Origin of the sequence: uncultured Phascolarctobacterium sp. (assembly GCF_958349595.1) — a bacterium.
Lineage (GTDB): Bacteria > Bacillota > Negativicutes > Acidaminococcales > Acidaminococcaceae > Phascolarctobacterium.
The window spans coordinates 16,655-43,346 of sequence record NZ_CATWDQ010000004.1 but is presented as its reverse complement, the minus strand read 5'-3'; the positions used below and the strand labels follow the sequence as shown (position 1 = coordinate 43,346).

The window sequence follows — 26,692 nt, the reverse complement described above, 5'->3', positions numbered from 1 at the left end:
TAGATAACTTCTGTATCTTATTATAGCATTTCACAGCGAATAAATTAAAGGGAAACAGTAAAAAATGTAGAATATTATAAAGTATATTTAAGGGCATAGCTTACAGTAAAAATATTGGAGGTCAGAAGTATGAAGGCTTTGGCCGGTATCAGGGTGATAGATTTTTCCAAATGGTTGCCGGGACAGTACTGCGGCATGGTGCTGGGCGATTTCGGCGCTGATGTGATCAAGGTGGAGACACCGGCAGGCGACGCAACCCGCGGCTTTTTTCCGGCAGCTCTGCCGGGGATGAGCTATTGGCATTTGGCGCTCAACCGTAATAAACGCGGCATTACTGCCGATATCAGGACCGAGGGCGGGCGCAAGCTACTGCAGCAGCTGCTGGCGGAAGCGGACGTCTTTCTGGAAGGTTTTCGGCCGGGATATCTGGAGCGTTATGGTTTGGACTGTGCGGCGGTCAAAGCGATCAATCCGCGGCTGGTCTATTGTTCGATCACCGGCTTTGGGCAAAACGGCGCGTACCGCCATAAGCCGGCCCACGACCTGAACGTGATCGGACTGGCGGGGCTGAATTCGCTGGACGATGTCGGCAGTGCCTGTGTATCCGAGGTGCAGGTGTCGGCTTTAGGCAGCAGCCTGAACGCCGTCAGCGGTATTCTGCTGGCGCTGCTGGCACGTGAACGGACAGGCACCGGGCAGGCTGTCGACATCAATTTGTACAACACGTCTTTAAGCCTGCAGACGACGGGCATCAGCAGTTTGTGGGGCTGTAAGGCTACCGGCTGTCAGCCCTTCGGGCGTACGGCGCATTATTACAATATTTACCGGACGCAGGATGGACGTTACCTGAGCGTAGGCACGATCGAGCCTAAATTTTGGCGGCGGCTGTGCGGGCTTCTGGGCTGCGAAGACCTGATCGCGCGGCAGTATGATTTTGAGCATGGCGGTGAACTGCAGGAGCGGCTGGCAGCAGTGTTCCAAACCAAAACGCAGGCCGACTGGCTGGCGTTGATCGGCGCTGAGGAATTCTGTGTCACGCCGGTCTGTTCGCTGGAAGAAGCTTTAAGCAGTGAGCTGACACAGCAATCGGCTATGCTGACGCAAAGGCAGGAGGATATCGGCACGCTGCAGTATGTCCAGCCGGCGATCCGGCTGTCCGAGATGCCGGGCAGCATCGAGCGACGGGCGCCGCTGTTGGGCGAGCACACGGCTGAAGTCCTGGCAGAGCTGGGTTATTCAGAGGCAGAGATCATGCGGCTGCAGGAGACAGGCGCGATTTGACGTTTACGTTAAAACGAGGGATGTGAAAAGATGAAACGGTTTATTTTAGCAGTGGTCTTTGTATTCTGCTGCAGCCTCGGCGTCACGCCGCCGGCAGAAGCAGGGCTGATCAGCAAGCAGCAGGAAATCGAAATGGGCCGTGAAACGGCGATGCAGCTGGAAGCCAAATACGGCGTCGTGCAGGATTATGCCATGCAGGAACGCGTCAACCGGATCGGTCAGAGCCTGGTCAAGGTCAGCGAACGTCAGGATCTGGATTACAGCTTTAAAGTGCTGAATAGTGACGAGGTCAATGCCATGGCCTGTCCCGGTGGTTTTGTGTACGTTTTTAAGGGCTTGATCGATTATATGCCTTCCGATGCGGAGCTGGCCGGCGTTTTAGGGCACGAGATCACACACGTGGTGAAGAAACACACCGTGCATCAGATAGAAAAGCAGCTTTTGACGACGCTGGCCTTTGCCATCGTCACCAAAGGCGATCTGGGTCTGGCCGGACTGGCTACGCAGGCCCTGTCAGCCGGGTACAGCCGTACTGATGAACGCGGCGCCGATAAGGGCGGCTTTGAGCTGTGCGTTGCTGCTGGCTATAATCCCTATAGCGTAGTGCTGACGATCAACAAGCTGGAAGATCTGGCTAAGGAACAGGGCAATCCCGGTTACGGTATTTTTTCCAGCCATCCTGAGCCGGAAGAACGGCTGAAGCGCGTTATGAAACAGATCAAGGCGCTGAAGATCCAGCCTGAGATCACCCTGAACGAGGATAAGACGGCGCAGGTGCATGAAGGTGACTGGAGCTTTAATATCACCCAGACCATTGGCAACGACCGGCCCGAATACCGTGCCTATATGCTGGCGGGTGGGTTATACTGCGTGCGGCAGCGTGATAAAGGGCATATCGACCCATATCGTTTTATTGTCTATGATAATGGCGGCAGCGCCACGATCTACTATGATGATATCGAGATCCTGACGGTCTATAATCAGGATGCCTATGCGGGCGGTTTCGGCAGTGCCGGCAGCTATGCAGCGGCCTGTACCGAGCTGCTGCGCCAGTGGGTGCCGGTCGCCAATGCCAGCGATACGGCCGTGCCGTCCAAAAATAAAGACAAAAAGAAATAGCAGTCAGCCTGTTACCGCTTCTTATTAAAATAAGGAGCGGTAATTTTTTATACATATTTTGTAAGTATTTTCGAAATATACGACAGTTATTATTTATAAAGCATAGTAAATATGTGGTATAATAAATATGGAAATTTATGCGTAAAGGACGGCTGTAACTATGAAGGGTATCCAACAGTTCCGTAAAAATAAACAGGGTTTTTTGCTGGTCGACGCCATGATCGGGGTCCTGGTGGTGGCGATCGGGCTGGCGGCTCTGGCAGCTTTATATACCTATGGCATCGGCGTCATGGTCTCGGCTGACAGACAGGAAAAAGCTGTGCAGATAGCGGCCGAAAAGATCGAGCTGTTGAAAGCGGCTGACGGGCACAGCAGCAGTAATATAAGAACTATTGTGGGCGTGATAAATGCTGCTGAAAATAATAAAATTTATCAGGATGGCATAGAATATCAAATTCATGCCGAGGGAGGCAACAATTCTCTCTCAGGCGGCTATCTTGGTGATGATAATTTATATCCGGTCAAATTGACAGTTAACTGGAGTGATCCCAGACCACAGCAGTTGACTCTGGAGACTTATATTCTTACAAATGATTAAAAGGAGCGGCGGAATGAGAAAGCAGTCCGGATTTTCTTTAATTGAATTAGTTGTGGCAATGGCTGTCTTGGCGCTGATCATGGGCGCTATGGTGCATTTGTTCGGTGGCAGCGTTGTCAGTCTGCACACCGGCAGTAAGCAGGAAGTTGTTTACGAAGAAGCGCGTCTGGTAATGAACGAATTGAAAACCACCCTGCGCTATGCCGAGAGGGACAGTATTGAGCCGGAAAAGCCTACTGCCGCTACTGAAACCTTTTTTTATAAGGGCGATATGTTTGACAGGCATATGGCAATGGGCAAAGGTAAAAACAAAGCTTATGAAATCACTGTTAAGTGGAAAGACGATACCAAGAAGCAGTTGGAAATAACGCGTAAAAACATTACTGATGGCGATACTAAGGTCACAGTATTCCCGCAGGATATAAAGAACAGCGCATTTACTTATGATGACAAATTTAACGGTGAGTTTCCGATTGTTGCCGAAACTGTAACCTTAAATAACGGCGATAATGTTGTTCTTTATCAAATCACCTTGCCGGTACAGTATGTATTGAACGGAAAACCACAGCTGCAGACGCTGACCACAAAAGTTGTACCGAGTAAAGATGAAGAGGAAGACAGCTGGGAAATGAAAGTGTATAAAAGCTATTATACCTTGCGTAATATAGATGAAAAGATGGCGGCAGGGATTGCTTTAACCAGTGGAGAACAGGCAGAATATAAGAAGTTTATCGCGTATAAAGACTATTCAACCCATCCATCATATAGAATTGCCCACAATGACAGTATCAGGGAATATTTGGTGAATGAAAAATTTGATGGTACCTGGCCAATGAAAAATATCAATGGAGTGGATCTTTATATACAGCCTTATTGTGATATTAAAAGCACACCTACGACCAGTAATATTTTTGTTTATGGTAGCACAATAATAAAGGATACTTCTACAAATAATTGGAACATTAATTATATTTACGATACGGATGCCAAAAGCTGGTATACAGGAGAAAAAATAATGATAGCCAATAAATCATGGGCAACTGTAAAAGGTGAGATGCAGTCTAAAGGCTGGGTTAAAGTAAAATAGTTATATATGAGGTGACAAGATGAACAATCAACGCGGTTCGGTGACCGTTATTGCTATAGTGATGCTGTTGTTTTTAATGGTCATTGCCATTGCCTGGCTGCCGATGATGACTATGGAAAAAACGGCTGCTTCGTCGGACTACCGGGAGCAGCAGGCCTGGTATGCTGCCGAGGCTGGTTATAAACGGGCTGTAGCTGCTTTGAAAAATAAAAATACTGACTGGAGTTGGATTACGCCAGAAAAATATCTTCAAGGCAGTGACAGTATGAGTTTTATACATTTGAGCATAGATGGAAGTAAAGTAGACCAGAAAGGCATCTGGTATGCTGTAGGTATTATGGAAAATAATGTTGATATAGATTCGTCTTATACGCCTGAAGAAAATATCGACTATCAGATCACCTCAGTAGGTTCATGTCAAGGCGTTCGCAAGGTTATCCGCAAAACTTATGTTTTAAGTGATACGGGTGGCTCAGGCGGTGGTGGCAGCGGCGGTGAAGAAGTGTTGGAATTGCCGGGACTGGTTCAGGCTGGGGGTACTGTTAACATAACTAATAGTCAGGCTGGAGATTTAAATGGAAATTTATATGGCTCGGGATTTTTTGATTCCAGTGGAAAACAATTTGCTAATGGGTATACGCAAGGTAAATTTCCTGATGTCCTAAAAACGCATATACCTGATAGTGTTTTTCAAAAAGATAATTATGCAAACTTGAATACTATGCCGAAAAATAATATATGGGAACGTGTTTTGGAAACAGGGAAAAATTATTTTTGGGATATGAGTGATTATAATAATGAATGGTTAACTATTAATGCTGAAAAATCTTCTGGCATGATAGTTTTTGTTGATAATAGTAAAGTTTTATTAAATGCTAGTTCAATTAAAGGCCCAAGCTCAGGGAAACCAGTAACTTTTATTTTTACAAAAGCTATCGAAATAAATGCTCCGATTACAGGGAATGTGAGAATATTTGCTGCCGCTGATTTTACTTTTGCAAATCAGGCTGCATCAGGACTGATTATGTTTATGTCTAACGGAGAAATGCAAATAAATGGTTCTATAAATAAAGGCTTTTTATCATCTGACAAAAATATGATAATTGCAAAACAGGCTTTTTATGGGCAGGCTCAAGTTAAAGGAAATTTTAAAACACAAGGTACTATTCATTATAATGACGCTGTTTTAAAAGCAGACGGTTTTACAGTTCCTAAAGGGATGAAATAAAAAAAGAATAAGTAAATGTCAAATACCCCCTGTTTCCGTTGGAAACAGGGGGTATTTGTTTGAGTGTTGAGGTAAGGATGATGATTATAAGGGGTAAGGTGCTTATTATTTGTTGAAATAGCGTTTCAGGAGACCTTCGAAAGCTTTGCCGTGGCGGGCTTCGTCTCTTGCCATTTCATGAACGGTGTCAAAATAATATTTTGACTTTTGCGAACGTTAGTTTATAATATAACCATAGGCTATATATTAGTTAAGTTAATAATGATAAAAGTAATATAGAGTTTTATCATTTTGGTCAAGTGCACAAAATGATAAAAAAAAGAAGAATACGCTAGAAAGAAAGAGTAAAATGGATATAATCTCGCTAAATAAGAAAAATAAATCCTGGGGGCTTTGTAATGAATAAGGAAACTATAACAGAAATGTTAAAAAGATTCAACAGTATCAGTAAAGTTACTGCTGATGGTGTTGAATATTGGCAGGCGCGTGAGTTAATGGTTGTGTTGGGATATAATAACTGGCGTAGTTTTGAAAACGTCATTAGTAAAGCAATAATAGCTTGTGAAACCACTGGTTATGATGTGGAAAATTATTTTATTAGTACTCATAAAGAAGCCTTTTTGGGTAAATCTGGTATTAGAAATGTATCTGATTATATGCTGACAAGATATGCCTGTTATTTGATTGCACAAAATGGTGATAGTAAAAAAGATGAAATTGCATTTGCTCAAAGTTATTTTGCATTACAGACAAGGAAACAGGAGCTTATTGAAGATCGCTTGAGTTTGAATAAACGTATGGAAACAAGGGATCGCTTAAAAGAGTCAGAAAAGAAATTATCACAAAATATTTATGAACGTGGTGTTGATGAAAAAGGTTTTGGTAGAATAAGATCTCATGGAGATATGGCACTTTTTGGCGGATATTCTACACAAGAAATGAAACAAAGGCTTAATATTAAAGGTAATAGACCATTAGCAGATTTTTTACCTACATTATCAATTGCTGCTAAGAATTTGGCGGCAGAAATGACAAATTATAATGTTGAAGAAAAAGATTTGCGTGGTGAAAGCAGTATAACTGATGAACATGTGCAAAATAATAAGAGTGTTAGGAAAATGCTTGGAGAACGTGGAATAAAACCGGAAAATTTGCCCCCTGAAGAAGATATAAAAAAATTAGAGCGCCGGGTTAAAGCTGAGGAGAAAAAATTAACGGATAAAAATAAATGTTTTAAAGATAATTAAAGTAAACAAAGAACCCCTGTTTCCGTTGGAAACAGGGGTTCTTTGTTTGAGTGTTGAGGTAAGGATGATGATTATAAGGGGTAAGGTGCTGATTATTTGTTGAAATAACGTTTCAGGAGGCCTTCGAAAGCTTTGCCATGGCGGGCTTCGTCTCTTGCCATTTCATGAACTGTGTCATGGATAGCGTCCAGACCTGCTGCTTTAGCACGGCTGGCAAGGTCAAATTTACCTGCGGTTGCACCGTTTTCAGCCTCTACGCGCATTTCCAGGTTCTTTTTAGTGGAGTCGGTAACGACTTCGCCGAGCAGTTCTGCGAATTTAGCTGCATGTTCAGCTTCTTCAAAAGCTGCTTTTTCCCAGTAAATGCCGATTTCAGGATAGCCTTCGCGATGAGCAACGCGGCTCATGGCCAGGTACATACCAACTTCAGTGCATTCGCCGTTAAAGTTAGCGCGCAGGTCCATTTTGATGTCTTCAGCAACGTCGCTGGCGATACCTACGATATGTTCAGCAGCCCAGGTGCGGTCGCCGCTCATTTCGGTGAATTTGGATGCGGGAGCTTTACATTGCGGGCAATATTCAGGAGCTGCTTCGCCTTCATAAACATAACCACAGATTTGACATACGAATTTTTTCATTCTTCATTCCTCCAAGTGCTATAAAATTTTGATTTTTTGTGAGCAGAACTTACATAAGGGTAAGTTTTCGATGTGTTTATAATAGCACAGCTTCAAGCAGTTGTCAATAATAATTCTCCGTTAGTATTGCAAAAAAATAAGACTGGAAATAGTTAATATTTCCGGTCTTATTTTTGTTTAAGAAAATTGGCTGTTTAAATCAGAATTTAACAGTTACGCCCACGTTAACGCCTTTGGTTTTAACGTCGCTGCCGCCGGGAGCGGAAGATTTGAATTTGTTGTCATAGTAGGACAGGTTCAGTTCAACGTTGGATACCAGACTGCGGCTGAGACCGATTTCATAGCTGTTGAGCTTGTTGCCCACGCCGGCTCTGCCCCACAGAGTGCAGAGGAACGGCAATTCTACGCGTCCCTGAACGCCGACCTGTCCGGAGCTGCGGCTGCGGCTGTCGCCGTGCAGTTTAATGTCGCTGTCGACATAGCCTGCATAAACGTCAAGTACCGGCAGGACTTTGTACATCAGGTTGAGCTGCTGGGCTTCAACTTTATTGCTGCCGCTGTTTTTGTATTGGTTCCACTTGTAGTTGACCGCCATATTGCTGCCCAGACCTACGGTGACGCCGGCATAAGGAGACGTTTTTTTGCTGCCAACGCTGTGGCCTTCATAAGTGTTGCTGGTGGGGGCGGTGATACCCAGATCAAGCGCTACTTTGCCCGCGTTATAGTTTTTGAGCGGCGAGGCGGCGCAGACCGTAGTGATACCTAAAGCCAGAGCCAGAGTTAAAATCAATGTTTTTTTCATTTCTTTGCACCTTCCTTACTAAAACACTCAGTTGAGTCAGTTCTGGATCTTACCGTCAACGCCTTTGACGAACCAGTCCATGCTCAAAAGTTCCTTATCGGTCAGAGTTGTACCTGCGGGAACTTTTTCGGCGCCGCTTTGATCATAGAGCGGACCGGTGAAAACTTTTTGTGTACCGGCAATGATATCTGCTTTGGCAGCATCGGCCAGTTTTTTTGTTGCGTCGCTGACAGCGGGACCATAAGGAGCGATGTCGACGACTTTATCTTTCATGGAACCCCAGTAAGCGCCGGCTTTCCAGGTGCCGTTTTGGACCTGTTTGATGGTTTCTTCATAATACGGGCCCCAGTTCCAGATCGCGGCAGTTAAAGATGCCTTGGGAGCATTGGCCGACATATCGACATTATAACCAATACCGTATTTACCACGTTCTTCAGCGGCCTGCTGCGGACCGGGGGTATTTTGATGCTGGGCAATAACGTCGGCCCCGGCATCGATCAGGGTGATCGCCGCCTGTTTTTCAGTAGCAGGATTATACCAGGTATTGGTCCAGAGGACTTTGACCTGCACGTCGGGATTGACGCTTTGCGCGCCCAGAGTGAAGGCGTTGATGCCGCGGATGACTTCCGGGATCGGGAAAGCAGCCACATAGCCGATGACATTGGATTTTGTTTCCTTACCGGCAACGATGCCTGTGACGTAACGGGCTTCGTACATACGGCCGAAGTAGTTGCCTACGTTGGGAGCCGTTTTGAAACCAGAGCAGTGCAGGAAAGCAATGTCGGGATATTTTTTGGCGACGTTGATCGTCGGGTCCATATAGCCAAAGCTGGTGGTAAAGATCACTTTGTTGCCCTGGGAAGCCAGCTGAGTGATGACGCGTTCAGAATCGGCACCCTCAGGAACGGATTCGATGTAACTGGCCTGAACGTTGGGCATGTTTTTTTCGACATACTGACGGCCCAGTTCGTGTGCCATGGAATAGCCGCCGTCTTTGGCAGAGCTGACGTAAACGAAAGCGACTTTGGTTTTGTCACCTGCTGCCTTGGGATCGGACTTTTTGTCGCTGCCGCAGCCGGCGAGTAATGCGCCGCAGGTCAGCAGACCGATCAGAGCGATGGACAGGATTTTCTTCATGCAAACAACCTCCTCGATAAATTATTGCTGTTTTAATTGTAACAACGGGCGGGCAAGAAAGCAAGATTTTGTGAAATTTAATTAAAATTTGCGGCTAAAGATGTGAAATCTTGATGTTTTAGGAATGGCGAAAGTGCAAAAACGCTTTCAGCGTTGGAGAGTTTAAAAAAATGCTGCGGGGTGATCGTGGAAAGATATAAATAGCAGAAAAGGCAGAAGGGGAGCTGTTTTGTTAAAGGTTAAAAATACACGGACAACAAATATAATTCAATAAATTAAAGTAAAATATTAATAAATAATTCAATAAGTAAATTAATTATCGAATTAAAGATAAATTTCAATTATATTTTAATTACACTTTCTGTATGTTATAATGCTCTTGCGTCAATATCTTGATATACAGGGGGAATAAAAATGAAGAACAAGAAAATGCTTGCTCTTGCGATAATGGCCACGCTAACGGCATGGGGAAATCATTCAACCTATGCTTTAGCTGCAACGACAAGTCAGATAAATATAGACGGTAGTACAGAAACCCAGCAGAATATCGATTTAGAATATTCTGCTACTGGTTCTCCTGCGGTCAATGTAAACAATAACGGCGATTTGACGCTGGATGGCAGCAACAAGATAACCAGTAAAAATGATAACTGGGAATCTAATTCTCACGGTATCGTTGTCCAAAATGGGAGCAGGGTTGCTGTCAAAGAAGGCACCGATACTACGATCACCGTTAAAGGCAACGGCTCGCATGGCATTTATGTTACCTCAAACGGTACGATGATGAATAACGGTGAGCTGAATATTGTAATGGATTATACAGGCTGGGGTGCAGCTTATGCAATAGCTGCTCAAGATGGTAACGTAGTTTTAGGTGAGGATTCCAAGACGGCGATCACCATTACCAGCGGCGGTACTACTGGTGTATATGCTGCTGCTGGCAGTCAGGTAACCAGTAATGGTTATCTGAAAATAACGGCGGAAGGCAGTAATGCCTGGAGTTCGGCTATTTCTGCTGATGCCGGTAAAATCGAGCTGGGTTCCAAGTCAAAAACGGATATTAATGTTACAGGCGATGGCGGAAAGGGGCTTTCTGCTGTTAATGGCGGCGCCATTAACGGGTCAGGTCTTTTGAATATCGAGAGCAGCGGCCAATATGGTAATGGGATAGAGGCGTCCGGCAACGGTGAAATATATTTTATGGATGGTTCGGAGGTCAATGTTATAACTACTGGTGCTGATGTTTTCGGCATTTCTGCTGCTAACAGTGGTATAGTCAGCAGTGTCGGTAAGTTGGATATTACGACTAAAGGGCAGTCCTCGCATGGTGTGATGGCTGGGGCTGGCGGTGATGTCAAGCTGGCGTATGGGTCTGATGTTAAGATCACAACTGACGGCAGTGGCTCTCACGGGGTTTATACTAATGGTACTGACAGTAAAACTACTATTGGCGGTACTTTGGTAATAACTACTACCGGCACTCAGGATTCACATGGTATCGCGGCCGCCGATGGCGGACAGGTGACATTGACTGACAGTTCGTATACACAGATCGAGACGTTAGGTTCACGATCGCATGGCTTTTATGCCGCTGGTGGCACGATCACTGGCAGTGGCAAGGTGGATATAACGACTGCTGCCGCTGAAACCAGCGGGTTATTTGCCCAGAACGGCGGCAAGATCGTTCAAAGCGGTGATCTGACAGTAACGACAGCAGGCGCTGCGGCGCATGGCGTTTATGCGGGTGGCACTACCGCACAGGTGAACTTGTCAGGTACAGCTGATGTAGTTACAAAGGGTGATACAGCGCATGCCTTATATGTACAGGAAGGCGGGACGCTGGAATTGGCCGGACAGATCAAGGCTGGTACCTATGGTGCGCAGTCCAGCGGTATTTATGCCAGCGGCAACGGTACGATCAGCACGACAGAACCAAGTATGATCTCGGTAACGACAGAGGCGGACAAGGCGCATGGTGTCAACGCCGATGGCGGCACGATAGCTTTAGCTGGTACAGCAGTGGTTGATACCAAGGGGGACAGCGCCAATGGCCTGCGTGTCAGCAACGGTGGTAAGATCAGTACGGCAACGCCAAGCCTGATCTCGGTAACGACGAAGGCGGACAAGGCGCATGGCATCAGTGCCAATGGCGGTACGATCGCTTTGACGGGCACGGCAGAGGTGAAAACTTCAGGTAACGGTGCTAACGGTATCAGTGCAGACGGCGCCGGCAGCAGTATCCAGCTGGAAAATGTGCTCATAACTACCGAAGGCACTGAAGCGCATGGCCTGGCGGTCAATGACGGCGGTAAGATCAGTTTTGACGGCGCTGCCAGGATCACGATGACTGAAACCCACAATGCTTATGCGCTGCACGCTTATACAAGCGGTTCAAGTATCACGGGGCAGGGGCAGATAGATATCACCGGCAATATCTATGCGGGCGATGGCGGTAAAATAGAGGTGGCGGCGGCCGATAATTCGCGGCTGATCGGCGATATCATTGCGGCATCAGCAGGCAGCACGGATTTTTCCTTCGGCACAGGCTCACTGTTTACCGGCAGTACGATGGTCGACGGCGTGGGGGCGGAAAACAGGCTGACGCTGGGCAGCGGTTCGCTGTGGCAGCTGACGGGGACGTCCTCACTGACGGCGCTGACGAATGACGCGGTGATCGATATGCGTCAGGACAATAATAGCTTCAGTACGCTGACAGTTGACAACCTGAACGGCAACGGTACGATCATCATGGATATTGACGGTGCCGCCGTTGATCAAAGTGATAAACTGATCGTCAATGATACCTTTAGCGGTAATCAGGTACTGTCTTTGCAGGAAATTAACGGCCGCGACAGCGACATTGGGCTGGGGCAGTCCGCCGTGGGGACCGTACTGGCTACTGTCAATAACGGCAACGGCGTTTTTACTGCTGACGATCATGAAGGTTCTCTTTATTGGGAGCGGTATGAGCTTGGTTCGCAGGCTAACGGCAGTACTGGTTATACGGACTGGTATCTGAAAGCGGTCAATACGCTGAATCCGGGCAATAACCCGACGACGACGGTCAAAACCGCTATGGCGGCAGGCGCGCTGGCTTATCATACCTGGCGCGTCGATGACAAGCTGATGGAACGCATGGGCGATCTGCGCCAGCAGGGCGAGGATGCACAGGGCGTCTGGGTGAGGCTGAAAGGCGGTAAGCTCAGCCATGATGGTAAATATGGCTTTGAAAACAAATACACGATGTATGAGCTGGGTTATGACCAGGTCATGAAAAAGACGGCCGATTATACCCGTTACGGCGGCGTGTCGATGAGTTACAGTGACGGCAGCAGCAGCTATGACAGCGGCAGCGGCGACAACAAAAATAAAGCAGTCAGCTTTTATGTGACGCAGCTGGGCGAGAAGGGGCATTATGTAGATGTCGTGGCGAAGTTCAACCATATGGACAGCGACTTCACTGTTTTTGACAGCAATGGCAAAAGGATAACCGGTGATTTTGATAATACCGGCATCTCGCTGAGCGCTGAATATGGCCGTAAAAACAGCCTGAGCCAAAACGGCTGGTACGTTGAGCCGCAGGCGCAGATGACCGTTGGTTATTTGGGCGGCAGCAACTATCTGTCCAATCAGGTACAGGTAGATCAAAGCGGTATTTCCAGCGTCGTAGGCCGGCTTGGCTTCAATATCGGCCGTGATATCGACAAGAAAACCAATTTCTACCTGAAAGCTAATCTGCTGCATGAATTCAGCGGCAGTTATGATGTGACCTTTACCGATAAATTTGGTAATCGCGCTAAACTGGACGATGATTTTAATGATACCTGGTTTGAATATGGCGCAGGCGTTGCTTTCCAGGGCAGCAAAAACAGCTATTTCTATCTGGATGTGGAACGCAGTGCCAGCAGCGATTATAAAAAGGACTGGCAGTGGAATGTAGGCGCCAGCTGGACCTTCTAAAAACGGGTCTTGCCTGCGCAGTTGGACAAAATAACGAATATTTGCAGTAACTGCCGGCCTGTTTTGACAGGCCGGCAGTTTTGCTGAGAAAGTAAGATTTTGTGAAATAAAACCGAAAAAGCTTGTCAAAAAGCGGCTTTAAGTAGATAATTATAATGTATGAGTATGTGTAAATGTAAATTGGGATAAGGCGGGTAAGCATGGGCGATACCGAAAAGACGGCAGGCAACAATAATAAATTTTTAAAAGGTACACTGATCTTGACGGTTTCAAGTATCGTTGTCAAGGTCATCGGCTCGCTGAACTGGATCATTTTATCGCGGGTCTTGGGCGGCGAGGGCATCGGCCTTTATCAGATGGGTTTTCCGATCTACCTGATGGCGATTACTTTGTCGTCGGCGGGGATACCGGTAGCCATTTCGATCATTACGGCGGAAAAACTGGCGCAGAAGGATTTTCTGGGCGCTAAACGAGTCTTTAATGTTTCGCTGCGGCTGCTGTTCGTTACCGGGCTGGTTTTTGCGTCGGCGCTCTTTTTCGGGGCCCAGTGGCTGATCGATCATCACTGGATCCGTGACGGCCGTGCTTATTATTCGATCATTGCTTTGGCTCCGGCCGTATTTTTTGTTACGTTTTTAGCCAGCTTCCGCGGTTATCTGCAGGGCTGGCAGATCATGACGCCGACGGCGGCTTCCGAGATCGTGGAGCAGCTGATGCGCGTGGTGACGATGATCGTTTTTGCGAATATGTTTATGCCGTACGGCCTGGCTTATGCGGCAGGCGGCGCCAGTATGGGCGCAGGCGTAGGCGCTTTCTGCGCTTTACTGGTCCTGATGTGGTTCTACAGGCGGCTCAAGCATAAGCTGAAAGAGGATCTGCAGCATCAGAACCCGCTGGCAACGAGAGAATCGGCGCGGGCCATCATCAGCCGTCTGCTGCGTCTGGCGCTGCCTGTGTCCATGTCCAGCCTGATGCTGCCGGTAGTGGCTAATCTTGATCTTTTGATCGTGCCGCAGCGGTTGGAAGCGGCTGGCTTTCATATCAGCCAGGCGACGGAATTTTTTGGTTATCTGACAGGGATGGCCGTACCGCTGATCAATCTGGCGACTATTTTTACTGCTGCTATGACGATCAGTCTGGTGCCGGCGATTTCCGAATCGCGGGCGCTAAATGATGTGTTCGGGATCAGGGCCAAGACCAGGACGGCCTTCAGGGTCGCTTTGATCATTACCTGTCCCTGTTTTGTCGGGATGTATTTTCTGGCGGAAAAAATAGCGGCACTGATTTATAATGCTCCCGGTGCGGCGTCGGCTATCCAGACGATGAGCGTGGGGATCATGCTGCTGGGACTGCACCAGATTAGTACGGGTATCCTGCAGGGCCTGGGGCGGACTTCGATTCCGGTCATCAATATGATCCTGGCGGCAGCAGTCAAGGTGTTTTTGAGCTGGACGCTGACGGCGATACCGACTTTGGGTATTCGGGGCGCGGCGATGGCGACGGTGGTTGATTTTGGTCTGGCGGCCATTTTGAATATGATCTTTATTTACAAATATACGGGCTTTGCCCTGTCCTTTGGCGGTGTGTTCAAACCCGCGGCGGCTGCTGCTGTTATGGGCGCTGCCGTTTACGGCGTGATCACGCTGACGGCAGACTGGGGCGCCTGGGCGATCCTGGCGGCGATGGCCGTGGCCGTACCTGTGTATGGCGGCGTATTGCTGGCTGTGGGCGGTATGGGCAAGGACGATTTGGAGAGCCTGCCTTTTATTGGGCGCAGGCTGCTGGCCGCCGGTCAGAAATTAGGGTATTTTAGATAAGAAGGTAGAAGCATGGAAGAAAAAGATTTACAGCGGCAGGAAGAGTATACTTTTACAGTACCGCGGGCCGAAGGGCAGAAGGTCTATCATTTAGGGGCCAGACGCTTTAAAATGCTGGCCGGCGCGGTCTTGATCTGTACTGTCTGTATGGCGGGCGCGCTTGTTTATATGGGCTATAATTTTTATCAGTTCCGGCAGGAGCGCGCTGATTTTTTAGAATATCAGGCGAAAAAAGGCGAGCTGGAAGCGCAGCTGCAAAGCCTTTTGGCAGACAATGAAAAAATGCTGCGCGATATGTCCGAGATCACGACGCTGGAAACCAAGCTGCGCCGTGCGTTGATCCGTGATACCGACAGTACGAAGCTGGGCAGCGACCTTGGCGGTACGACAGGAGCGGCGGCGAACGCCGGCAGCACGCCCCGGTATTTGGGGCAGGGCGGCCCTGCTGACTTGGGTGTGAAGGAAATGGCGGCTGTGCTGACGGCGCAGAATAAAAATATGGCGCAGCAGATCGATGAGAAAAAAACTTCGATGAGTGAACTGCTTTCGGAGCTGGAAGGGCGCAACAATAAACGTTCGGTTTTTCCTGACCTGTGGCCGACTAAAGGCGGTACGGTCAGCTCGCCCTACGGCGGACGGTCAGGTCCGATTGGCGGCGGCTATGACTGGCATCCGGGCGTGGATATTGCCGTTGATTTCGGCGAGCCTGTTTACGCCAGCGCGATGGGTACGGTAGAGGTCGCCGGCTGGAACGGCGGTTATGGCCGTTATGTGCGTATCGACCACGGCAACGGTTATGAAACGGCTTACGGACATATGAGCGGCATTGCCGTTGCGCCCGGTCAAAGTGTGCGCAAGGGCGAGATCATCGGCTTTGTGGGCAGCAGCGGTTACAGCACCGGCCCGCACGTGCATTTTGAGGTTTTTGTCGACGGTCAGAATGTGGACCCGATGTATATGCTGAAGATCGGCCAGAGGCTGAATAAATAACGGTGTAAAAGATAAAGAAAAAAGAAAGGCGTTGCTTCCCAGGAAGCAACGCCTTTTTTATGTCTTCAGACAGTTTTAAATGATCGTAATTCAAGCTAGATAATAAAAAATCATTTGCAAGAAACAACCGCCCGCTATGCATGTGTGCATAGATTATCAAACAAAAACTTATCATTCCACGTAGAAGCGTAATCATATAGGTCATTCTGACAGGAAAGGAATGATGAGTTAATGGCTGATAAATTAAATGTCAAGGAATACGAAGTCCCTTAGTGAAGTGCATATTTGCAGCAAATCGGCTCTCTGCCTCATCGTTAGAATAACGGTGAGGTTATTTTTTTTGGAATAAAAGCAGGTATAAAAAAGTTATCAGTTGCAAGACAAGCGAAAAAAAATCTAAAACGAACAAAAAAGTCTTGCGGGGGGGGACAATTATGCTAATATAATTTAAAGAATGATAAATTTAAATTTGTTAATTAATTATCCTGAAGACAAATGAATTAAAGGAAGCGAAATGATTGGGCTTTTTATGCAGCTTGAGAAGAGTAGAAACTTACTGCTCTTTGCAATAAAAAATCAAAAAGGGGAATAGTGTATGAAAAAGTTAAAAAAAGGAAAATTAGAAAGAAACTTAGCGATTTTCTTAAGTACCTGTGTTTTTGCCGGGAGCGGTTTCTATTTTGCCAACACAGTACAGGCGGCTCCTGCTATTGGGAGTGGGACAGGTACAAATTCAGTTATTGCGGGAGAAAATGTTACGGCAAGTGGTGAAAAGGCCATTGCTGTTGGCGCTAACAGCGAGGCAAGCGGTGAAAATGCGATTGTTGTCGGTGATAACAACAAGGCAAATGGTGGCTATGCTATTGCTGTTGGTCGTAGTAATACAGCAAGTGGGGCGTTTTCCAGTGCCTTTGGTGACACAAATACAGCAAGTGAGCAAAATGCCAGTGCTTTTGGCACTAATAATACGGCAGGCGGCAGAAATGCCAGTGCTTTTGGTTATTACAATAAAGCCAACGGTTTTGACTCCAGTGCTTTTGGTGCCGGCAACGATGCAAGAGAAACGTATGCCAGTGCTTTTGGCGCTTATAATACAGCAAGTGCCGAGTATACCAGTGCTATTGGTGTTGTAAATGTGGCAAGTGGGATGGCTGCCAGTGCTGTCGGTTCTTATAATACAGCAAGCGGAGAGGGTTCCAATGCTTTTGGTTATTACAATACGGCGAGCGGTATGCATGCCAGTGCCATTGGTTTTACCAATAAGGCAAGCGGTAAAAATGCCAGCGCTGTTGGCTATAATAATATGGCCAGCAATACGAATGCTAATGCTTTTGGTTATGACAATGAAGTGCTGGCTGCTAACAGTACCGCTGTTGGTACTGCTAATTATATAGCAGGTACCGCTGGCAATGCTAACGCTTTTGGCTATTTAAATATGGTAGAGGCTGCTAACAGTACTGCTGTTGGTAATTCTAATCATATAGCAAGTTCTGCTACGGATTCTTTTGCTTTTGGCAGTAATATCGAGATGACGTTGAAAGACAGCGTCGCGTTAGGCAGCGGATCTGTCGCGGCGGCGATCAATAATGTTAAGGGCAACAGCAGCTATACTAAGTGGGCTGGCGTCGATGACGTTGTAGGCGTGGTCAGTGTAGGGCGCAGCGGCGGGACACGCCAGATCCAAAACGTGGCGGCGGGTCGGGTCAGCGCTGATTCGACCGACGCCGTCAACGGCAGTCAGCTCTATGAAGTAGCCCAGAAAGCCGCCCAGCAGACTACAGTATCTTCCGGCGACAGCAATGTCGTTGTTACGCCGACAACGAACGGCAGCGGCGGCTCTGATTACGAAGTAAAACTGGGCGATAAGCTGGATGTCGGCGGTAACGGCACTGCCGTCATCGACGGCACAGGCGACGGTAAGATCACTGTCGGCACCGGCGGCAAAGTAGTTCTCGACGGCAGCGACGGCTCAGTCAAAGCCGGCGGCGTCACTATCAATAAAAATGATGAAGGCACTGTCAATGGCCTGACCAATACGACCTGGGACCCGGATCATATCACCAGCGGCCAGGCGGCTACCGAAGACCAGCTCAAAGCTATCCATGACACAGCGTCTAACGCTGCAACCGAGGCGGCCAAACACAGCACCGTATCGGCCGGTGATAATAACCTGATCGTCGATAACAGCGGCACTAATGGTACTGGCGGTATCGATCACCAGGTCAGGCTGAACGATGTGATCGAGATCGGCTCCGGCGCTAACAAAGTCACTGTCGATGGCAATAACGGCAAAGTGGGCGGGCTGACTAACACTACTTGGGACGCTGATAATTATGCGACCGGGCAGGCAGCTACCGAAGATCAGCTGAAAGCCGTGCATGACAGCGCCGCTAAATATGACGTCGACAGCAATGGCAACCTCAATAAAAACAAGATCACTTTGGAAGGTACTGGCGGCACCAAGATCGGTAACGTCGCCGCAGGCGAAGTAAGCGCCACCTCGATGGATGCCGTCAACGGCAGTCAGCTCTATCAGGTCAAACAGGACATTAACAACATCAATCACGATATTAGCAAGCTGGGCGACGAGATCGACAGCGTCGGCGCGCTCTCGGCAGCAATGGCCGGTCTGCACCCGCGCTTCCAGGACGGTAATAAGGGCGAGCTGGCTATGGCCTACGGTGGCTACGGCGGTAAAAGCGCTTTAGCAGTAGGCGGCTTCTATGCCCCCAACGAAAAAGTCATGTTCTCGCTGGGCATGGGTATCAGCGAAGGCGGCAGCAAAATGGGCAACTTCGGCGTCAACTTTGCGCTGGACCGCTCGCCGGATCGCAAAAAAGAACATCGCATTTACACCCGTACGGAAGTAGATACTTCGCTGGAAGCGCAGGATCAGAAGATCCAGCTGCTGTTAGCCAAAATAGAAGAACAAAGTCATGAAATAGAGTTGCTGAAAGAAAAAATCCAATAAAGTCAGAATTGATTTTTGCAAAGTTTTTTAACCCTCTACTTTGCTTAAATATTTCCCCATAAATGCTCCGGTCTTTTAGATTGGGGCATTTATTATTTATGTCTTCAGATAGTTTTAACTGCTTTTGTTTCAAGTCAGTAAATTAAAAGCAGTTAAAAAAATAACCACCCGTGAAACGGATGGTTATGATTTATTTTCAGCCTAATTTACGTTCAACCATTTTTACCAGAACAGCAGTGCCGCTGGGCAGCGCTTCTTTGTTCAGGTGCATATCCTGATGATGCAGTCCGGGATCTGCCGCTGCGCCGACGCCAAAGTAAGCCGCTTTGATATGGGGATATTTGTTGACGAAGTAATGGAAATCTTCGCCGCCGGGATTGACAAGTTCTTTAGCCAGTTTTTCTTTGCCGACGACTTCGACGATACATTCGGCAACTTCTGCGGTCAGTTCGTCATCGTATTCAGCAGCGGGGATCACGCCGTCAGGAGTAGTGACTTCGGCGGTTGCGCCGACAGCCACTGCCGCATTGGTCACCGCGCGGCGCAATTTCTCTAAGAGTTCAGTCATGGCTTCGTTAGTTTGTGCTCGTGTATCAACGATCATTTTTACTTTGTCAGGAATAATATTGGGGGCTGTTCCGCCGCCGCTGATACTTGTGACCTTGCAGGACCAGGGTACGATGGGATTGATCTTGATGGCAGCGATCACATTGATAGCAACAGCTGCTGCTTCGATAGCGTTGACGCCCAGATGCGGCCGGGCGCCGTGGCTGGAAAGGCCGTTAATGGTGACATGTACGAACGTGCTGGCCGCATGACGTACAGCAGGTGACATTTCGCCATAGGCAATATCCTGTATAGGACGGATGTGCAGACCAAGTGCTATATCGACATCTTCAATGACGCCGGCGTCAATAACGGCCAACGCGCCTTTTAAGGTTTCTTCACCCTGCTGGAACAGGATGCGCAGCGTGCCGCGCTTAACTTTGCCGACCAGTTCGGAGGCAGCTGCCAAAAGCATGGCAGAATGTGCGTCGTGACCGCAGGCATGGATATTTTTCTTCTTGCCGTCGATGAGAAAAGGCAATGCGTCCATATCGGCACGCAGCATCATCACTGGTCCGGGCTCGGCGCCTTTGATTTCGCCGATAACGCCGGTGCCGCCGATATTACGGGTAACTTTGTAGCCCATTGCCTCTAATTTATCTGCCAGGTAGGCAGAGGTTTTAAATTCTTCAAAACCAAGTTCAGGAATTTGATGTAAGTCGTCGTAAATATTGCGCGGATCTAATTTGTTCATAATGCATCGTTCCTTTGTTTTAAAAATTAAAGCGGGCATTACGCTTTAAGGTAATTATAGCATTAACATGACTAAGAAGCAAAAAAGGCGCAGCAAAAGCTGTGCCTTTAGATAGAAAGATTTATTTACCGAGGATGATCGAAGTCAATGTGATCGGATCGACATATTTGCCGTCTTTATAGACACGCATATTACCGCTGGCGATTTCATCGATCAGGATCACTTCGTCGTTGTTGTAACCAAATTCAAATTTGATGTCGTACAGATCCAGACCCATTTTAGCCAGGTCGGCAGCAACGATCTTGGTGATTTTCAGGGTTTGTTCTTTCATGCTGTCAAACATTTCCTGGCTCATGATACCCAGAGCGGCTAAACCTTCGGAAGTGATCAGCGGGTCGCCTTTGGCATCGTCTTTCAGAGTTGCTTCGACGTAGCCGCCTTCAAGAATGGTACCGTCGGCGATATAGTCGCCATAACGGCGGATGAAGCTGCCGGTTGCTTTCAAACGGCAGATGACCTCAAGGCCTTTGCCGAATACTTTAGCAGGCAGGACTTCCATAGTGGCGTTGTCGATATCAGCGCTGACATAGTGGGTTTTGACGCCTTCTTTTTTGAGGATCTCGAAGAAATGGATAGAAGTTTCGAGATTGGCTTTGCCAATGCCTTCGATAGTCAGGCCGATACTGTTTTCACCGGGATCAAAAACACCGTCTTTACCGGTGCAGTCATCTTTGAATTTTAAGAGTACATTGCCGTTTGCCAGGGAATATACTGTTTTAGTTTTGCCTTCGTAAATTTTTTCCATTGGTAACAACCCTTTCACTTTTAAAAGTATTGGAACTATTACAATATTATATAATATTTGGTCTCTTAGTGGCAATAGAAGAAAAGAGGAATTTTCTTTAATTTGACATGTCCAGGCGAATGTGATATTTTGAAATCAAAGAAAACAGACAGGCGGTGGCGTAAATGATCAATATCTCGATACCTGCGATCTGGATCGCATTTTTGGGCGCTTTAATCGGTGCGATGCTGGGTGTGGCTTTATCCTTCTGGTTTATTAAAAAAGAAGTACAGCGGGAAGTAAAACGGATCGAAAACGAATATAAATATCTTTTGGTACAGGGGTTAGTCGGCGGCGTTATGAAATACTTTTTTAAAGAAGAGGACGGCGTGAATACTGCTGCTGCAGAAAAAACGCAGACAGAAAAACAGTGCTGACGGCAAGTTAAAAAACAGGTTTCCTGAGCAAGAACAGGGAGCCTGTTTTTTTATTCTGAGAGTGGTGCTGCAAGAAAAAATTGGCGATAGGTTAAAGCTGACGCAATACTGACATGGACGAAATTTTTTTTGATTATTTTAAAAACAGCTAAAACAGTATGGATAAAATCATAAATACAGCGTATTGGAAAACAAGAACGGTCAATTAATAAATATAGATAATAGATAGCATAGAGTTGAAAAGGTGAAAAATATTTTGTACAATAGTTACAGTTATGTTGATGCTAAAAAATAAAGGGAGTGAATTTTTATGAAATTGAAAAACATTGTTTCTGTACTGCTTGCGGCAGCTGTTCTCGGCATGACAGCCATAGGCTTTGCCGCTGACAGACCCAGCCCGCTGACACTGACCAGAGCCGCTATTGCAGCTGCTAAAAACGAGATCCCGGCCAGCTGCGATTTTCAGGGGTATAAGACTCAGGACGAGAACAGCCTGATCACTTTTCAGGACCCGGCTACTTTAGAGTATTACTTTGTAACGGTTGCTACCGCAACGTCTAAAGTAGAAGAAGTCAAAGTCGAAGGCGCAGTTTTTGTTTTAGGCAGCACCGTCATCAACAAAAATCAGGAGGATATCGAAGCCGCAGTGCTGGCTGCTTATCCTGACGCGCGTGACATTGCAGTAAGTCTGGTTAAAGACGGCAATAATTCTTATTATCAGGCTTTTTTTGCAGGTGACCGCTTTAAAGGCGAGCTGAAATTCAACCCCGCGACCGGCGTGATCATTGAACGTGAATTAGAGTATTATTGAGGTTGAGTATGTTTGGGTGACGGAACAGGCCTTGCATTTGCAGGGTCTGTTTTTGTTACGCAGCAGTTTAGAAATAAGTTCGCCAAAGATAACTGAGCGGCATCACAATAAATAAAGCCGGCAGGGTGTTTGCTATGCGGAAGTCTTTCAGTTCGCAGATGCGAAACCCGGTAATAATAGCTAAAATACCGCCGCAGGCCATAAAATCGCCAATCATCAGAGGATCGGTAAGCGGCATGATAAAGCTGGCGCTCCAAAAGAGGAGGCTAAAAAAAAGAAACTGCGGGATGGCAATACAGGCAATCATGGGTCCCATATGGGCAGCGAAAGCAAACGCTGCAAAAATGTCCATAACAGATTTAGTTAGAAGGACGGTACTGTCACCATTGACTCCTTCGCCAATGGCGCCGAGAATACCAGTGCTGCCGGTACAGAACAGCATAAGCAGACCTACGAAGCGGCTGATATAAGTATCGTTATCGGCTGTGGCAGTATTGGTAAGGCGTTCGATATAAATTTTAAGCTTGAGAGATACAAATTTGATCTGGTCCTCTATTTTGAGCGCTTCACCGATGATTGTACCTACGATAAGTGCTAAGGTAACGGCTGGCATCGATTTTATATTTTGCAGCAGAATGATACCGATAATGATCGAACAGTATCCAAATAACCCATAAAGTGATTCGCGCATTTGTGTCGGCAGCAACCTTCCTAAAAAACTGCCGAGTAGACCGCCAATCAGCACGCAGGCTGAATTTACAATAATTCCAATAGACATGTTTTTACCTCCTTGTAAAAAATCGCATCATTATAACATTTAGTTTTAGATAATGCAAACATCAAAACAGAGTATATCGGTAAAAATAAAAAATGACCCGTTTCCGATATTTGCCGGAGATGGGTCATTTTATTTGTATTTCTATTTTATAAATATATTCATTGATTGCGTCTGTAAGCCAGAAGTTTTTTACCGATGTGATATAAATATCCGATACAGGCAGAAGTTTATTGTCAGAGCAGTATTCTGAAAGTGCGTTGATATATTTATCATAATTGTCCATATAAATCCCCTGGAAATAAAGGGTAAGATAGGTTCCGCCGGGTTTTATCATACATTGCGGGTAAGCGGTTTCAGTAAAAACAGGATAGAAATAATATTTGATATGGCGGGGTGCTTTCAGATCGCGAAGAGTGTCTTTATCGACAATATAGCCAAAAGTATGATTGTTAAGTGGTATATGTTCGGCCAAGTCGATAAAAAGACTGGCCGAGATTTTTGTTCTGTCTTTAAAGTTCATTTTAGGCGCAACCGTTTGGCTTAAACACAAAAATTCATCTCCCGTTTGGACAGTCAGGATTTTATTAAATTTAATGTTTTCTAATTGCTGAAGATTGATGATGGAATGGTGCAGTTCATTTTTTAGACTGATCATTTTTTCGATCATGTGTTCAAGAAGCGTTTCACGGTCAGCGAGGAGCTGCTGATAGTTAGAATAGGACTTGTTTGCCAGATAGCTTTTAATTTCTGCCAGCGGAATATCGAGTTTACGCATTGTTAAGATCAATTCCAGGGCAAACAGTTGGGTCCGCTTATAATAGCGGTAGCCGTTTTCTTCAACAACTTCAGGCGTGATCAGGCCTAAGCTGTCGTAATAAAGCAAAGTTTTACGGGGGATTTTACAAAGACTGGCCAGTTCGCCTGTCGTAAAATAATTGTCAATTGGTTTTTTCATAAAAAAAATAAACTCCCTCTTGACTGTCTAGTAGCCATACATAGTAATATGCTATATATGATATTATAACATATAGTTGTGGATATAAAATAGAATACTTTATTATAAAATACAGAAAATGAATATTGCTGTTATCAGGTGACGCAGGTCTTAATAGAGAAGTTGGGTGCAAAGCCCGCACGATCCCGTCGCTGTAAGAGTGAGCAAATCCATATTTATGTCACTGGAGTTATCCGGGAAGGCTTGGAGGCGCGATGAACTTGAGTCAGAAGAACTTGCCTGATGATAAAATTTACTGCTGCGTGAGACAGTGAGGTAATGATGTGGTTGAAAACCGTTTAATACCTTTTGCCGTGGCAGAAGGTATTTTTGTTTGCTAATAAAAGCAGAAGCAGCTGCGGCTATGAAGGATAGGCAGATGTGAAGCTTTTATTTCAATAAAAAAGTTATGAAAGGAAGTTGAACGTGTTGAAAAAGAGTATGGGTAAGAGTGCACTGATGGTAGCACTTATAACTGGCAATGTCATCTGGGGGGGTACAGCAGTATATGCAGAAGAAGGTCTGCAGCAGTTTAATCTGGATCAGATGGTGGTAACGGCTACCAGAACCATGAAGGAGCTGCAGGAAGTACCTTCTAGCGTCAGTGTTGTGACGGCTCAGGACATTGAGGAACGAAATATCAATTCTGTGCCGGAAGCACTGCAGACTTTACCAGGAGTTTATATGAGTCAGGTGGCACAGGGAGGAATTCAGATCAGGGGCTTCAGCTCCAGTGATATTTTGGTCTTGTTAGACGGGCTGCCGATGAATACTACTTATAATAATGGTATGGAATGGGAAATGGTACCTGTTGAAAGAATTGCCCGTATAGAAGTTGTAAGGGGTGCCGGTTCTTCTTTGTATGGCGGTCGGGCAGTGGGCGCGGTCGTTAATATCATCACGAAGGATAATCCTAAGAAAAAAGGCGCTGATGTAAATGCCGTAGTCAGCTATGGCAGTAATAATACCTGGAAAAAAGCTTTGTATGCAGATGTTAAGGCTAATGAAAAACTGTCTTTTGGCATCGGCTATGAAAACAGAAAATCTGACGGCTTCAGAGGTTATTATTATACAGGTAGCGCTAGTAAAGGATCTGGGGCTGTAAAACCTGATCATGAACTGCCGCAGCTCAGCGGCGGTAAATATATTTTAGGTGGACGCGGTGAAAAGGTTTGGGAAAATGAAAATATTTCGGCCAATATCAAGTATGATTTTGATAAAGACAGATCTTTAAAATATACATTTATCCACACAGAAAGTGAATACCGTTACCAAAATCCCTGGACGACAATATATGAAAACGGAAAACCGGTTTTTAACGGTAATGTAGATGTGGGCAATGGTATGGTAGTGAAACCAGGCCTGAGCACCTATTTAGGTTATGATGGACGGAAAGAATCTGATCTGCATACCTTGGCTTATAACGATAACAAAAATAAATTCAGCACCAGTTTTGGTTATCTGGACATGAAGAGCAATGGTTTTAGTAGTCCCAGCAGTCCTAAATCTACTGATTGGACGGGTGCCGGTACTGATTCCTTCTATCCCGGTGAAACCTATAATTTTGATGTGCAGAAGGCCTGGGACAATGTCGGCAAACATACGATTTTAGTAGGCGGAAGCTTTAAACAGGAGAGCTTTGACCAGTTGCGTAAATACTTGAGTAACTGGCGCGATCATGATTCTGTCATCGGATCACTTGGTAATAACGGCGTTTATGAAAATCATGGCGGCAAAGCGCGGAATATAGCTTTATTTGTGCAGGACGAATATCAGATCAGCGATCCGCTGACGATGTATCTGGGTGTTCGTTACGATCATTTTACTAAAATGGATGGCAAAAGCAGGTATTATGATAAAAATACAGGTGCTTTAAAACGTGCGCTGGATTATGATGAAGTGAGCTATAATGAGATCAGCCCGAAGATAGCTTTTGATTATAAAGCTGATGACAGCACCAATTACTACGTTTCTTACGGTCATTCCTTCAATCCGCCGCCTCTGTATCAGGTCTATCGCGATGGTGGCGGTAGTATGGGTGGGGTAGTAGCGAACCCTGATCTGGATCCGGAAACGTCGAATACCTTTGAGATCGGCATGAAGAAAAAACTATCTCAGCAGACGGATTTGGCTGTTTCGTTGTATCAGGTCAAAACTGATGATAAAATATTATATACTTCCCATTATCAACCGGGGACGTCGACTGTAGAGTATAAAAAATATGAGAACTACGGCACGGAAAAACGCCGTGGCGTAGAATTTACTATAGACCACAGGTTTAATGATAACTGGGGAACATATTTTAATTATGCCTGGCAGCAGGGTAAGGTGAAACAAAGCACAGTGGCAGGGACTAATTTAAAAGAGTCTAACAGTGCAGACTATGGTATTCCCAAGCATCTGCTTCATGCAGGTGTCAATTATAATAAAGATAAATTCAATGCCATACTGGATTGCCAGTATGTAAGCGCACGTCAGGCTCCGGATGACGTTACCGGCGAGTATGGGGCGGAGGACGCGTATTTTATTGTCAATACAGCGTTGAATTATGAAATCGCTAAAGGTACAGTTTTACAATTCGGCATCAATAATCTGTTTGACAAAGAATTTTATGCCAGCGAAGCAACTTCCGGTAGGACCTATAATGTGAGCCTGCGCTACAGCTTTTAAATAAACCGGGTCAGGGCAGGGGACATCCCTGTCCTGACCCTTT

20 protein-coding genes, 1 pseudogene and 1 riboswitch are annotated in these 26,692 nt (G+C 46.3%); of the genes and pseudogenes, 13 read left to right on the top strand and 8 right to left on the bottom strand.

The window, feature by feature from the left end:
- Nucleotides 1-129 precede the first annotated feature (129 nt).
- From Q4G98_RS04825 to Q4G98_RS04805, 5 genes are all read left to right on the top strand, one after another.
- Entirely contained in the window at nucleotides 130-1,281 is a 1,152-nt protein-coding gene (locus tag Q4G98_RS04825; RefSeq protein WP_301961864.1) for a CaiB/BaiF CoA-transferase family protein, read from the top strand.
- Between the two features lie 30 nt (nucleotides 1,282-1,311).
- Entirely contained in the window at nucleotides 1,312-2,400 is a 1,089-nt protein-coding gene (locus Q4G98_RS04820; protein ID WP_298565751.1) for a M48 family metallopeptidase, read from the top strand.
- Between the two features lie 160 nt (nucleotides 2,401-2,560).
- Nucleotides 2,561-2,998, top strand: coding sequence for a hypothetical protein (locus tag Q4G98_RS04815; RefSeq protein ID WP_298565753.1), 438 nt, complete (start codon nucleotides 2,561-2,563; stop codon nucleotides 2,996-2,998).
- A 13-nt stretch (nucleotides 2,999-3,011) separates the two neighbouring features.
- Nucleotides 3,012-4,085 (top strand): prepilin-type N-terminal cleavage/methylation domain-containing protein, encoded by a 1,074-nt coding sequence (locus Q4G98_RS04810; protein WP_301961863.1) that lies wholly within the window; start codon nucleotides 3,012-3,014, stop codon nucleotides 4,083-4,085.
- Between the two features lie 19 nt (nucleotides 4,086-4,104).
- A complete protein-coding gene (locus tag Q4G98_RS04805) occupies nucleotides 4,105-5,313 on the top strand; it encodes a pilus assembly PilX N-terminal domain-containing protein (RefSeq protein WP_298565758.1) in 1,209 nt (402 codons plus the stop codon).
- A gap of 105 nt (nucleotides 5,314-5,418) precedes the next feature.
- Here the strand turns inward: Q4G98_RS04805 and Q4G98_RS12375 are convergent.
- A pseudogene (locus Q4G98_RS12375) lies at nucleotides 5,419-5,502 on the bottom strand (NADH peroxidase); the annotation flags it as partial.
- Nucleotides 5,503-5,711: 209 nt separating this feature from the next.
- Between Q4G98_RS12375 and dinD the strand changes: the two are divergent.
- The gene (dinD, locus tag Q4G98_RS04800) at nucleotides 5,712-6,560 is read left to right on the top strand and encodes a DNA damage-inducible protein D (RefSeq protein WP_298565761.1); all 849 of its coding nucleotides are present in this window, start codon (nucleotides 5,712-5,714) and stop codon (nucleotides 6,558-6,560) included.
- Nucleotides 6,561-6,652: 92 nt separating this feature from the next.
- On the opposite strand, the gene Q4G98_RS04795 is transcribed toward dinD, so the two are convergent.
- The 3 genes from Q4G98_RS04795 to Q4G98_RS04785 form a co-directional block, all read right to left on the bottom strand.
- Nucleotides 6,653-7,198, bottom strand: coding sequence for an NADH peroxidase (locus Q4G98_RS04795; protein WP_298565764.1), 546 nt, complete (start codon nucleotides 7,196-7,198; stop codon nucleotides 6,653-6,655).
- A 199-nt stretch (nucleotides 7,199-7,397) separates the two neighbouring features.
- Nucleotides 7,398-8,000: a hypothetical protein gene (locus tag Q4G98_RS04790; protein ID WP_177559837.1), complete on the bottom strand. Its 603-nt coding sequence runs from the start codon at nucleotides 7,998-8,000 to the stop codon at nucleotides 7,398-7,400.
- A 36-nt stretch (nucleotides 8,001-8,036) separates the two neighbouring features.
- Nucleotides 8,037-9,137 carry a BMP family ABC transporter substrate-binding protein gene (locus tag Q4G98_RS04785; RefSeq protein WP_298565767.1) on the bottom strand — a complete coding sequence of 367 codons (1,101 nt, stop codon included), beginning with the start codon at nucleotides 9,135-9,137 and terminating at the stop codon, nucleotides 8,037-8,039.
- 414 nt (nucleotides 9,138-9,551) lie between these two features.
- On the opposite strand from Q4G98_RS04785, the gene Q4G98_RS04780 reads away from it, so the two are divergent.
- From Q4G98_RS04780 to Q4G98_RS04765, 4 genes are all read left to right on the top strand, one after another.
- Entirely contained in the window at nucleotides 9,552-13,097 is a 3,546-nt protein-coding gene (locus Q4G98_RS04780) for an autotransporter outer membrane beta-barrel domain-containing protein (RefSeq protein WP_298565770.1), read from the top strand.
- Nucleotides 13,098-13,297: 200 nt separating this feature from the next.
- Nucleotides 13,298-14,914, top strand: a complete 1,617-nt coding sequence (locus Q4G98_RS04775; RefSeq protein WP_301961862.1) for a polysaccharide biosynthesis protein — start codon at nucleotides 13,298-13,300, stop codon at nucleotides 14,912-14,914.
- 12 nt (nucleotides 14,915-14,926) lie between these two features.
- Nucleotides 14,927-15,904 (top strand): M23 family metallopeptidase, encoded by a 978-nt coding sequence (locus Q4G98_RS04770; protein ID WP_298565774.1) that lies wholly within the window; start codon nucleotides 14,927-14,929, stop codon nucleotides 15,902-15,904.
- 595 nt (nucleotides 15,905-16,499) lie between these two features.
- The gene (locus Q4G98_RS04765; protein WP_298565777.1) at nucleotides 16,500-18,875 is read left to right on the top strand and encodes a YadA-like family protein; all 2,376 of its coding nucleotides are present in this window, start codon (nucleotides 16,500-16,502) and stop codon (nucleotides 18,873-18,875) included.
- A gap of 196 nt (nucleotides 18,876-19,071) precedes the next feature.
- On the opposite strand, the gene Q4G98_RS04760 is transcribed toward Q4G98_RS04765, so the two are convergent.
- Both Q4G98_RS04760 and Q4G98_RS04755 read right to left on the bottom strand, forming a co-directional pair.
- On the bottom strand, nucleotides 19,072-20,175 hold the full coding sequence (locus Q4G98_RS04760) for an amidohydrolase (protein ID WP_298565780.1): 1,104 nt from the start codon (nucleotides 20,173-20,175) through the stop codon (nucleotides 19,072-19,074).
- Nucleotides 20,176-20,296: 121 nt separating this feature from the next.
- Complete coding sequence (locus tag Q4G98_RS04755) at nucleotides 20,297-20,980, bottom strand: phosphoribosylaminoimidazolesuccinocarboxamide synthase (RefSeq protein ID WP_298565783.1); 684 nt, start codon at nucleotides 20,978-20,980, stop codon at nucleotides 20,297-20,299.
- Nucleotides 20,981-21,144: 164 nt separating this feature from the next.
- On the opposite strand from Q4G98_RS04755, the gene Q4G98_RS04750 reads away from it, so the two are divergent.
- On the top strand, nucleotides 21,145-21,396 hold the full coding sequence (locus Q4G98_RS04750; protein WP_298565786.1) for a hypothetical protein: 252 nt from the start codon (nucleotides 21,145-21,147) through the stop codon (nucleotides 21,394-21,396).
- Nucleotides 21,397-21,706: 310 nt separating this feature from the next.
- A complete protein-coding gene (locus tag Q4G98_RS04745) occupies nucleotides 21,707-22,207 on the top strand; it encodes a hypothetical protein (protein ID WP_298565789.1) in 501 nt (166 codons plus the stop codon).
- Between the two features lie 67 nt (nucleotides 22,208-22,274).
- Here the strand turns inward: Q4G98_RS04745 and Q4G98_RS04740 are convergent, their stop codons facing one another.
- Nucleotides 22,275-22,985: a DUF554 domain-containing protein gene (locus Q4G98_RS04740; protein WP_298565792.1), complete on the bottom strand. Its 711-nt coding sequence runs from the start codon at nucleotides 22,983-22,985 to the stop codon at nucleotides 22,275-22,277.
- A gap of 124 nt (nucleotides 22,986-23,109) precedes the next feature.
- Nucleotides 23,110-23,940, bottom strand: a complete 831-nt coding sequence (locus Q4G98_RS04735) for a MerR family transcriptional regulator (protein WP_293718849.1) — start codon at nucleotides 23,938-23,940, stop codon at nucleotides 23,110-23,112.
- Nucleotides 23,941-24,059: 119 nt separating this feature from the next.
- Nucleotides 24,060-24,238: riboswitch (cobalamin riboswitch) on the top strand.
- Nucleotides 24,239-24,405: 167 nt separating this feature from the next.
- Between Q4G98_RS04735 and Q4G98_RS04730 the strand changes: the two genes are divergently transcribed.
- Complete coding sequence (locus tag Q4G98_RS04730; RefSeq protein WP_293718847.1) at nucleotides 24,406-26,649, top strand: TonB-dependent receptor; 2,244 nt, start codon at nucleotides 24,406-24,408, stop codon at nucleotides 26,647-26,649.
- Nucleotides 26,650-26,692 lie beyond the last annotated feature (43 nt).